The sequence below is a fragment of the Candidatus Hydrogenedentota bacterium genome (assembly GCA_035416745.1).
GTDB lineage: Bacteria > Hydrogenedentota > Hydrogenedentia > Hydrogenedentales > SLHB01 > UBA2224.
In genome coordinates this window covers 24,584-35,591 of sequence record DAOLNV010000060.1, presented here as the reverse complement: position 1 = coordinate 35,591, position 11,008 = coordinate 24,584, and the positions used below count along the sequence as shown (strand labels likewise).

The following is an 11,008-nucleotide window of genomic DNA, read 5'->3' as shown; positions in this document are numbered from 1 at the left end:
ATGCCAAGACCGGCCCGCCGCGGCCATCGCGAACGCTTGCCGCTTGCCGGGGCAAAGGAGTGCGGCGCGCGGAATGAGAGCGCATAGAATGCGACAATTGCCGCCCCGATACTACCCAATGCTATCCAATACGCTGTCTTCATCTCAGCCTTGGCATGCCTTCATTGAAAAGCCTACGCCACGCGCGTGAAGCGATAGAGCATCCTCTCTGTTCTGGCCCGCATATGGCACGTATGCGCCGCTCTCTGTTGCGCAAACACGGCATCAACCCGGAGCGTTCCCAAATCCGTTAAGGGAGCCATTTGACCCGTGTTTCGCGAGTGCCCTCATGATACGATGTTCACGGCATACTTCCCAAGGAGAAGCAATGTATCTTGTCATCCTCATAGCAGGTTTGACGCTGCTTGTGGCCGGCGCCGAACTCCTTGTTCGAGGGGCCTCGCGGCTTGCCGCCATGGCGCGTATCAGTCCTCTCATCATTGGCCTCACCGTTGTGGCCTACGGCACAAGCGTCCCGGAACTGGCTGTGAGCGCACACGCCAGTCTTGCTGGTGAGGCAGGGTTGGCGGTTGGCAATGTTGTTGGAAGCAATATCTTCAATGTGCTGCTTATTCTAGGCATCGCCGCCATAGTGCGTCCTCTTGCAGTGTCGGCCCGGCTGGTGCGGCTCGATGTCCCGATCATGATTGGCACGTCGCTGCTGCTCTGGGCGCTGAGCGCGAACGGCGTGCTGGGACGGGGAGAGGGTGTCTTGCTTCTGGTTTCGCTCGTCGCGTATACAGCGGTACTGGGGATACTCTCAAAACGCTACGCGAAACAACAAGAAAACACCACGCCCGTTGGCGCCCCCGCTCAAGATCCCTTCAGAACCAGATACCTCGCGGCGAACGCGGCACTCGTGCTTCTGGGCCTGTCCGGACTGGTATTCGGCGCGCACTGGTTCATGGAAGGCGCTATCGAAGTCGCGGAAAGACTCGGGGTATCCCACGTTCTGATCGGCCTGACGATCGTGGCCGCTGGGACCTCCCTCCCGGAACTGTTTACCTCGGTCTGGGCCAGCATCCGCGGCCAACGCGACATCGCCGTGGGTAACGTCATCGGCAGCAACATTTTCAATCTTCTGGGGGTTCTCGGACTATCCGCGGTTCTGGGCCAGGGGGGTCTTGAAGTCTCCCGCGACGTGCTGCGCCATGATGTTCTGGTTATGGTCGCCGCATCAATAGCATGTCTCCCGATCTTCATCTCCGGCGCAACGGTGTCCCGCATCGAAGGCGTGCTGCTCGTCTTCTACTACGGCCTGTATGTCACGGTCTTGATCCTGGACGCCATCAAGAGCCCAATGGAGCGTCCCGTAAGCGAAGCTGTGGCGTTCCTGTTTCTGCCCATGACCGCGCTTGTCCTGGTCATGTCGATTTTCATTTCCGAAAAGCATCTCGAACGCATTCTTGGCCCCTTCGCGGACAACGTCGAGATAACCACCAAACGAACGCTCCGCCAGCTCAAACGCCTGCTCATTTTCACCATCGGAGGAACGCTCGTCCTTATTGGTCTCGTGATGATCTTGCTCCCGGGACCCGCCACCATCGTCATTCCGCTGGGAATGGGCATCCTGGCAACGGAATTCATCTGGGCCAAGCGTCTGCTCGTGAACACCATGAACCGCGCCCGCCACCTTGTTTCTGCTATGCGAAATATGAACTCGAACGAATAGGCGCCGCATCGGCAGCCTTGACAAGCGCCCGGCTAAATAATATAATCACATGCGATAAAGGAAGATGCATGATTACCCGAACCGCTTTACATACCCTCAAAGCCGCCGCCTTTCTGGCCGGAGACGCGGAACAGCAGTTTCACGGCGCGGGCGAAATTGCACGCCTGATCAACGCCCCCGCGAATTATCTCGGAAAACTTATGCAAACCCTTGCGCGCGAAGGAATTCTGATATCACAGAAAGGCATCCGCGGCGGTTTTAAACTTGCGCGGCCCGCTCGCTCAATCACGCTCTACGAGGTAGTCGACCCTATCGAGCATCTCAGCCGGTTTTCGGGCTGCTTTCTCGGCAGGGAAAAGTGCTCCGAGAAACATCCGTGCGCACTGCACAAGCAATGGGCGGACGTCCGCACCAGGTACATGTCCATGCTCAAGGACTTTACCCTGGAGGACCTCGCGGGACACCACAATCAGGAGCCAGCGAGACCATAAATTACGGCGTATCGTTTTTTTGCCCGCAAATAGGATATCGACATGCGATTACGCGAAATAGATCGGCGCCTGCTGAGGGTTTCCAGTCTGAGAGGAGTCCGCCATTGCATGAAACCACAAACCGAAAAGGAGACCGAACCAATGACCAGGACCATCAGCACAAAGACCACCCTTGGCCAGTTGGTGGCCGAGGATCCCGCCCGGGCAGGTATTCTGGAGATTCTGGGGCTCGACTACTACTGCGGAGGAAGCAAGACGCTGGCCGAAGCCTGCCGCGAAAAGGGCCTGGACCCCGAAAAGGTCCGGCGAACGCTGGGGAACGGAAACGGCCGCGGCAGCACAACACACCCGGCCCCGGCGGACATGAGCCTCACCGAACTCGCCGAACACATCGTAGCGGTGCATCACGCCTACCTCCACGAGACATTACCCGCCCTGACAAGCATGGCAGAGAAGGTGGCCCGCACCCACGGCGACCGGGACGAACGCCTCCACGAGGTCGAACAGGTCATACGGGAAATGACTCACGAGCTCAAAAGCCATCTCTTGAAGGAGGAACGGGTCCTATTCCCCGCCATAAGCCGTCTTGACGCGGGCCAGCCCCTTCAAGGCTTCGCCTGCGGCGCATTGTCAAGCCCGATAAGCGTTATGGAAATGGAACATAGACAAGCGGGTCAAACTATCAAACAGTTGCGCGCACTGACGGACGATTATGCAGTCCCGGAGTGGGCCTGCAACACTTACAAGGGGTTGATAAGGGAACTCGAACGCCTCGAATGGGACACATATCAACACATCCACAAGGAGGATAACATCCTCTTTCCCAAGACGCTCAAGAAGGAATCCGCCTGTTCCCGGTGATTCAAGGGAAGCTCCCTTTGGCGGCATACAAGCATGCGGACCGCGCAAACGAGACGGAGGGTCATCAACCATGCGTACCGACGGCCGGGTCTCCGCGAACACGATAGCGATTGCATATGACGACAAGGACTTTGCGGAGTTCCTGCCCTACCTCAAGACCCTCTATGGGGTGGCGTGGCATTTCACGCGAGACACCCGCAGAGCGGAGATGCTCATCGAGAAAGCCCTCGTGGCGTCTGTTGCGCAAAAACACGCAGCCGACGCGCCTTTCAAACCCAAGATGGCGCTCCTGAGCGCCCTGCGGGAGGCCTATATTCAGTCGGAGCACGCGGGGCGGCGTGCGCCGGCCCGTTCTTAAGCTGGGTCAGCGGTTCTGCAGCTTTTTCGCCGTGGCTATCGAACCGATGTAGAGGTCTGTTCCCAAACTGTAATCGTGGATGAGGTTGCGCAAGCCCACCGCGCGTTCGCGCCGCTTCTCCCAACGGCGAAGCCGTTGGCGCAACATTTCGACGAGCTGCGGCTCCTGATCCGCCAGATTGCGGCTTTCTTGCGGGTCCTCGACGAGATTGTACAATTCTACGGGTGGTTTTCCATGGAAGTCCGGCTCAAGGGCCTCCCAGTACTTCCATACCGGCGTGCGCCAGCCGTGTTTCCGCATCCATGTGCATTCGCTGATGTAAAACTCTGATCGGTGCGACCCGGTGGCATCCGTGAAAAACCCTTTGCTAGACCGCCCGTCGAACCGCACACCCTTTGCATGCCGCGTCAGGCCGCATACATCGAGGATGGTCGGCACGAGGTCCTCGTGCAACGTATACGCCTGCGCCCGCACTCCCTCAGGAACCGTTCCCGGCCAATGGAAGATCAGCGGAACAACAAGCGTGGGTTCATATAGACCGTGATGGTCGAAGAAAATTCCATGATCGTACAGCGTTTCCCCATGGTCGCCGGTCACGACGATGAGCGTATCCTCGAATCTGCCCAGTTCCTCCAGGCGCGTCAGGAGCCGCTGGATGCACGCATCCATGTACGCGATCTCGCCGTCATACTGCGCGATCACGTAGTCCTTGTCCGTGATTCCCGGCGGCATCCAGGAACGGAGGAAGTCCGCAAACGGCTTGAATGCGAACACCGGTTTCATGCTCTTGTTGCCCTTGGCGCACGGGTTTTTCGAATAGAACATCGTGTCGTACGGCGCGGGGGGAAGGTAGGGGGCATGCGGGTCCATGTGACGCAGGAACAACAAAAACGGCTTCGAGGAACGCGCCAGCCGCTCCAACTCAGGAATGGTCACCGCGTTGAGATTCTCCGCTTTCCGGGCAGGCCTCTCCTCCCACGAAATCCAACCCTCGAAATTCAGGTACTTGTCGAACCCCCGGTAGAAATCGCCCCCGAACCCCACGCACGCCGATTTGTAGCCCGCCGAACGCAATATCTCGGGCAGCGTAGGCAACTCCTCAGGAAGCGGGCCCTTGGGCCTTAGCGACGGCTGCTGAGTCCGGACCACGTCGCAGCCGGTCAGGATAGACGAATAGGCCGGCGTCGTCGGAATGTAGGCACTGAAAGCGTTCTCGAAAAGCGTGCCTCCCGCCGCCAAACGGTCAATATACGGCGTGGTCAATCGCTCATAGCCATAACAACTCATATGGTCCCGGCGAATGCTGTCAATGGCAAAAATAACGATGTTCGGACGTTTCCCCGGCACGGAATTCCCTCCTTGCCCGATTACAGATGCCTACGCCATGCTCGATATGGTGTCCAGCATGGCCATTGTCCCCAGGATCATTATTCCCGCAACAATACCGCTCACCACAACCGACCAGACAAGCAACCCGCGTTTGCCGAAAGTCTTTGCCGCCGCGAACAGCCCGGCCGCATCCGCCACCGCCAGCAAAGGCAGCGCCCAGTACCAGTGCCTCATTAGAAAGGCCGACAATACAATCATCCAGCGCGCCAGAACCGGCAAAGTCCCCCCGGCATGCTCGGCTTGCTCGGCGAAATCCGGAACCATGCGCACAAAAAACACCGTGAACAACATCAACAGCGCCGCGTGAAAGAAAGCCGTGGTAACCATTCGCCCCGGCGACACAGGCGCTACGACGGTGTTGTCAGACATCCACATCTCCCTTCCAAGAGAACCAGCAGTACACGCCCGCGTATATTACCGGAAACTATTGCGGCGCGCTACGATAAACCTCCCGGGAACCAGCCCCCTCCACGGCAGCGTTGTTCTCGCGCATGCGCGTCCCCGTCTCTCCGCACAACCCTTTGCAGGGTTTAATCATCTTTTCGAAAAATGAGGAGGCAGTGTGCATCAGTAGCTCACGTTGGAGGGCTAAAAGATATTTCCACCACGGACAACACCATTCTGAGCGCCGACGCCGCGTCGCATACCAGCCTGAAAAGACTGGCCAGGAAATCCGAGCCAAAACACCCAACAGGGCTGAAAGCCCGAGACATAGACATGCTTACCGAGGATTAGCCGCCGCCGTGCCACTGCTGCGGACGCAGGTCTGCAACCCCTTCGCACCCTTCGCACATTCGCACTCTTCGCACCCCATCCTCCGCTCCGCTGTGGCGTGGTTTCCTCCCGCTGTGGCGTGGTTTCCTGACCACGCCACTCTTACGACCGCAAGGTCTCCAATGTGCTTAACCCGTTCGTCAGGGTGCGGGCGAACGCGCCAAGCTTGACCCCAAGCCGCTGGTCATGGGACGATAGGCGCCACACACGGAAGAAGCCATTGCAGTGCCCGTACGGGGCCCCGGCGCCCCCGTGACGTGCGCAGAGGGAGAAAGACCATGAACATGAACCGGCGCGGATTCCTGGCCAGCACAGCAGCGTTCCCGTTCATCGCGCAATGCGCGGCCGAAGCCGGCGGCGCGAAGTATAAGGCCTGCATCATCGGCGATACCAACGAGGGGGGATACGGACATTCCATGCACGTGGCCTTCGCGAACCGGCCGGATGTCCGGGTCGTCGCTCTGGCCGACCCCGACGAAGCCGGCCGGGCAAAACACGCCGCGGAGGCCAAGGCCGAACGCACCTATGCCGATTATCGCGAGATGCTCGAGAAGGAGAAACCCGACCTGGTGTCCGTAGGCCCGCGCACGACAGTCCGCCACAAGGAGTACGTCCTCGCCTGCGCCGAACACGGCTGCCATGGTTTCCTCGAGAAACCCATCGCGGCCGATCTGGCCGAGGCCGATGAAATGGCCGCCGCCATCGAGGCCAAGAATCTGAAATGGGCCATGGCGCACAACTACCGCATGTCTCCGCCGGTTCGCCATATGAAGAAAATGCTCCTCGAAGAGCACATCATCGGCCACATCATCGAACTCCGCAGCCACGGCAAAGAAGACAACAGGGCGGGCGGGGAGGACATGATTGTGTTGGGTACGCACGTATTCGACCTCGTGCAGAGCATCATGGGCAAGCCCGAATGGTGCATGGCCGACATCACCGTCAACGGCAAGCCCGCCAAGCCCTCCGACGTGAAGGAGGCCACCGAACCGCTCGGACCCATCGTCGGCAATCGCATCAACGCCATGTTCGGGCTGGGCAAAGGCATTGCCATGTTTTTCGGTTCCATCATTCAGCCGGACGGTGACGGCAAACGCTGGGGATTGGACATCTACGGCTCGAAAGGCGTCATCAAAACCCGCTTAAACGGCCTTCCGCCAAGCGTGACCTATCTTCCCGACCCCTCCTGGGCGCCGGGATTGAGCGGGATAGCCTGGGCGCCTTTGCCGGACGCCCCCGCCGAAGTGACGATGCAGAACCCGGATGTCGAACGAAACGCCCCCATCATTGACGACCTCATCGCAGCTATCGAAGAGGACCGTATTCCCGAGGCAAGTCTGCAGGACGGGCGCACCGCCTACGAATTCATCCAAGGCGCTTTTGCGGCCTACATAAACGGGGGGAGAGTCTCGCTGCCCGTGGCCCAACGCGCGCATCCCCTGAAACACTGGGCGTAAGCCCTTGATAGAGTTGGCGTTTGCAACTGAAGGACGTTTCATCGTAAAATAATAGAGAAGGGAAACCGGCTGGTCGGGCTGGTATTCTGCTTCCTGTAGCTTTAGAGGTGTGTTCTTGCATGCGACATCGCTGGGAGATGAAGACATGATGAGTCGCCAAGGGTTGCAAATGGTCGCATTGTGCCTCGTGCTCTTCTTGATGATGGCGTATTTCGCCGAATTTGCCTACGCCGCCGGTGACGAACTGGACCTGAGCGAGAAAAAAGGGATCGAGGGCTTGTTCGCCAAGAAGAGCAGCGCCAACGACCCCCGCGCACCGAACAAGACCCAGAAGTTCGTCGGGGTTGCCGCGTTTTTCGTCATGATTGTCGTTGTGAAGTACTTGTAGCCCCATTCCTGCGCTTCCGGGTAGCTCGGGCTGACTTCGGCGCGCGACACGTTTCGGGCAAGACGTCTACGGGAGAGTTTTTTCCGGGAGCCACGCACGAGCGGTTGGGTTGTCGGATAACGGGAAGAAACACTTGGCTACAGCAACGGAAGATGATACGGAATTGGCTGTCAAGCGCGTTTTGATACTCGATGATGAACCCGGCATCCTGGAAGTCCTTTCCCAGCACCTCACCGGGGCGGGATATGAATGCACGACGACCACGTCGCCAGCCCGCACCCTCGATATGCTGCGCGCAGAACGGTTTTCGCTTCTCTTGACGGACCTGCGCATGCCCGAGATGGACGGCCTCGAAATCGTGCGCCGGGCCCGAAACATCGACCCAGATCTTTCCATTATTGTGGTGTCGGCCATGGCGGAAGTCACCCAGGCCATCCAGTGCATGCGGCTGGGGGCGGAAGACTACGTACTCAAACCGTTCAACCTCCAAGACATCTCGCGCTCGGTGGCCCGCGCAGTCGAAAAGCAACAGGCGCTCACGCAAAGCCACCAGTACCAGGAACGCCTCCGTCAACGCGTGGACTCAGCCACGACGGAGCTCGAGCGGGTCAACCATGAGCTGCGCGAAACCAAACAGTATCTTGAGAACCTTCTTGAAAGCACCGTTGACGGCATCATCACTGTCGGCAAGAACGGGAGGACTGAATTCGCCAATGGGGGCGCTCTGGCGATGGCCGGATATGAGCGCGAGGAGTTTATCGGTTTACCCATGGCTCACCTGCTTGCCGGCGGCGAATACGAGTTCCAGAAGGTCCAGCGCATGCTGAGCGAAAGTGTACATCTCAAGAACCACGAAACCGGCATCCTCCGGCGCGACGGCTCGACAGTGCCCGTGAATATCTCGTTTTCCAGGGTCGAAGACGCCCGGCGCGAGTTCGCTTCGATTCTCGCGATCTGCAAAGACATCACCGAGCAGAAGCGCCTCGAACAAGAACTCAAGGAAATGTCCGTCAAAGACTGCCTGACCGGCCTCTACAACCAGCGGTCATTCTTTGAATGGCTCGAAAACGAAGTGGAACGCGCCAAACGCCAGAAGCGTCCCCTGTCGCTGCTGTTGTTTGATATCGACAAGTTCAAGCAATACAACGACAGCCGGGGCCACCTCGAGGGCGACAAGGTCCTCTGCGGAGCCGGAAGAGCGGTGCTCGAGTGCACCCGTGAGCACGTCGATATCGGGTTCCGGTACGGGGGCGACGAATTCACCGTCATCCTCCCCGAAGCGGAAGAGCAACAGGCCATGGCCATCGCTGAACGTATCCGGGAGACCTTCCAGGAATTCGGATTCGACGAATTGACCCTCAGCATCGGTTGCGTCTCTTTCAAGGAAGGCTTTACTGTCCGGTCCTTCATCGAGAAGGCCGATGCCTTGATGTACCAGGCCAAGCGCGCAGGCGGAAACCAGGTCTGCAAACCGGCCCCGGCCGGGGAATCGCTGCAATAAATCCCAGGAAGGAGGAACTGCGTCCCAATGAAATTCGCTATCTGTAACGAGATCTTCAAAGAATGGAACGACATTGCGCGCACGTTCGCCTACGTCAAGAAGACCGGCTACGACGGCATCGAATTGGCGCCCTTCACGTTCAGCCAGTATGTGACCGATATCAGCGCCGCAACCCGCAAGGAAATCGTCAAACGCGCGAAAGAAGTCGACCTTGATGTCATCGGCATCCACTGGGTGTTTGTGGGTCCTGAAGCCCTGCACATTAACCATCCCGACAAAGAACACCGGGACCGCGCGGCCAGATACCTCGTTGACCTGGCCCAGTTCTGCGGCGACGTGGGCGGCCACGTGATGATCTTCGGTTCACCCAAGCAGCGCAACGTCCACGAGAGCCTGACCTACGACCAGGCCTTCGAGTACACGGCACAAGTCTTCGAGGAAGCCCTGCCCGCGTGCGAGAAGCATAGCGTGACCATCTGCATGGAACCCCTGACCCATCTGGAAACAAACTTCTGCACAAATGCCGCGGATGCCGTGAAGCTCATCGAGCGCGTAAACCACCCCAATTTCCGGTTGCTGCTCGACACCAAGGCCATGACTTTCGAAAAAGAAGACCGCCCAACGCTCATCCGAAAATACGCCAAATACCTGGCCCACTATCATGCCAATGACGAAAACATGAACGGGCCCGGCTTTGGAGACGTGGATTTCGGACCCATATTCGAAGCCCTGCGCGAGATCAAGTACGAGGGGTACATGTCGGTCGAGGTGTTCAAGTTCGAGCTCGGCCCCGAAACCATCGCTACCAAGAGCCTCGAATACCTCAGGAAATTCGTCTGAGGCCGCTCCGCCAGAATGCATTCTCGGGACTCCGGCGCCGGGCGCCGTGAGTCCCGACGGTTAACAGGGCCGCCTACACGATCTCGGGTTTCAGCACGATGATGCTTGTCCCCGCAAAAGCGCGCTGGATGGCCCCGTACATGGTCTCATCCTCGTACATGCCCACAATAGCCCCGCCGGAACCCGTGAACTTGCAGCACGCTCCAGCCGACCGCGCACGTTCCACCATGTCGATGTTCGCGGGACTGATGGTGTATACGGACCGGCGCAGGTCGAAATTCGCGTTAAGCAAGGGCCCGATCTCCCTTCCCCGGCCCGACACAATCAGATCCCGCGCCTCCTGGGCGAACCCGGCGAACCGCTTCATCGCGTCCACGATTTCCGGCTCCCTCTGGAGCCATCGCTGGCGAATGGCGTTATGGAAGACCTCCGAACCCTCTGCCAGGTCAGTACGGTAGGCAATGAACAGGTTGGGCAGCATGGACGGGTCGAGCCGCTCATACGCGCCGTATCCCTGCCCCTCCATCAGGGCCCTGTCAAAATCCATGAACACGCATTGCTGATAGACCTGGATCACCCGGTCCTGCAAACCCGCCGATATACCCAGTTCATCCGCCTCAACGCTCAGAATCAGATTGGGCTGGATCTCGTCCGGGATGGCGATCTCGTAGTATTCCATGAGACACCGCAGGGTTGCCGTGACCAGCGCGCTCGACCCCGCCATCCCCACATGACGCGGAATATTCGACCTGTACCGAATCGAGAAGTTCTTCTCCGGCAGCCTGATGCCGTGCTCCCGGCAGTACCTGGCAAAGCGGCTGATCGTTGCCTTCATGAGCCGTATGCCGCCGTAGTACCCGTACACGCGCACGTCGTCGGCAAGTTCCTGGATCGAGTTGTAAGTCGACCGGTCCCGCAGATTCGGGATGATCTCCACCTGCGGGTTCTCGTACAGGCTCACCTTGGCCGCGAAATTCCGGAACGTGAAACTTATCGTCTTGCCAAAATACCCGTCCGAGGGGTTCCCGACCAGCCCTGCCCGGGCATATGCAACCGCTTCACACGCCATCTGGCCCTCCTCGTGCACAGTTTCAAGGAGAATACGCCAGCCAGCCAGGCCGTTCAACGCTCCGCTCGCTCCCGGCTGCACTTCAGGACCGCCCCGCCGGACGGCCTGCACGCTGGAACGCATTGGAAAACCCCATTGAAACCGCTTGCGTCTCCCTCCGCATTTCAAA

General features: G+C 58.8%; 11 protein-coding genes. 8 read left to right on the top strand and 3 right to left on the bottom strand.

Annotation, left to right across the window (positions count from 1 at the left end; genetic code table 11):
• Positions 1-367: 367 nt before the first annotated feature.
• From PLJ71_16275 to PLJ71_16260, 4 genes are all read left to right on the top strand, one after another.
• Positions 368-1,711: a calcium/sodium antiporter gene (locus tag PLJ71_16275; GenBank protein ID HQM50246.1), complete on the top strand. Its 1,344-nt coding sequence runs from the start codon at positions 368-370 to the stop codon at positions 1,709-1,711.
• A 68-nt stretch (positions 1,712-1,779) separates the two neighbouring features.
• A complete protein-coding gene (locus PLJ71_16270; protein HQM50245.1) occupies positions 1,780-2,202 on the top strand; it encodes an Rrf2 family transcriptional regulator in 423 nt (140 codons plus the stop codon).
• A 141-nt stretch (positions 2,203-2,343) separates the two neighbouring features.
• A complete protein-coding gene (gene ric / locus PLJ71_16265; GenBank protein ID HQM50244.1) occupies positions 2,344-3,063 on the top strand; it encodes an iron-sulfur cluster repair di-iron protein in 720 nt (239 codons plus the stop codon).
• 70 nt (positions 3,064-3,133) lie between these two features.
• Positions 3,134-3,421: a hypothetical protein gene (locus PLJ71_16260; protein HQM50243.1), complete on the top strand. Its 288-nt coding sequence runs from the start codon at positions 3,134-3,136 to the stop codon at positions 3,419-3,421.
• 6 nt (positions 3,422-3,427) lie between these two features.
• Here the strand turns inward: PLJ71_16260 and PLJ71_16255 are convergent, their stop codons facing one another.
• Both PLJ71_16255 and PLJ71_16250 read right to left on the bottom strand, forming a co-directional pair.
• The gene (locus PLJ71_16255; protein HQM50242.1) at positions 3,428-4,768 is read right to left on the bottom strand and encodes a sulfatase; all 1,341 of its coding nucleotides are present in this window, start codon (positions 4,766-4,768) and stop codon (positions 3,428-3,430) included.
• A 30-nt stretch (positions 4,769-4,798) separates the two neighbouring features.
• Positions 4,799-5,179: a hypothetical protein gene (locus PLJ71_16250; protein ID HQM50241.1), complete on the bottom strand. Its 381-nt coding sequence runs from the start codon at positions 5,177-5,179 to the stop codon at positions 4,799-4,801.
• Between the two features lie 683 nt (positions 5,180-5,862).
• On the opposite strand from PLJ71_16250, the gene PLJ71_16245 reads away from it, so the two are divergent.
• The 4 genes from PLJ71_16245 to PLJ71_16230 all read left to right on the top strand — a co-directional run bounded on the left by PLJ71_16245 (position 5,863) and on the right by PLJ71_16230 (position 9,770).
• Positions 5,863-7,041, top strand: coding sequence for a Gfo/Idh/MocA family oxidoreductase (locus tag PLJ71_16245; protein ID HQM50240.1), 1,179 nt, complete (start codon positions 5,863-5,865; stop codon positions 7,039-7,041).
• A 145-nt stretch (positions 7,042-7,186) separates the two neighbouring features.
• A complete protein-coding gene (locus PLJ71_16240) occupies positions 7,187-7,429 on the top strand; it encodes a hypothetical protein (protein HQM50239.1) in 243 nt (80 codons plus the stop codon).
• Between the two features lie 133 nt (positions 7,430-7,562).
• Positions 7,563-8,930, top strand: coding sequence for a diguanylate cyclase (locus PLJ71_16235; GenBank protein HQM50238.1), 1,368 nt, complete (start codon positions 7,563-7,565; stop codon positions 8,928-8,930).
• A gap of 27 nt (positions 8,931-8,957) precedes the next feature.
• Positions 8,958-9,770, top strand: coding sequence for a sugar phosphate isomerase/epimerase family protein (locus tag PLJ71_16230; protein ID HQM50237.1), 813 nt, complete (start codon positions 8,958-8,960; stop codon positions 9,768-9,770).
• 73 nt (positions 9,771-9,843) lie between these two features.
• Here the strand turns inward: PLJ71_16230 and PLJ71_16225 are convergent, their stop codons facing one another.
• Positions 9,844-10,962 carry a GHMP kinase gene (locus tag PLJ71_16225; protein HQM50236.1) on the bottom strand — a complete coding sequence of 373 codons (1,119 nt, stop codon included), beginning with the start codon at positions 10,960-10,962 and terminating at the stop codon, positions 9,844-9,846.
• Positions 10,963-11,008: the final 46 nt, after the last annotated feature.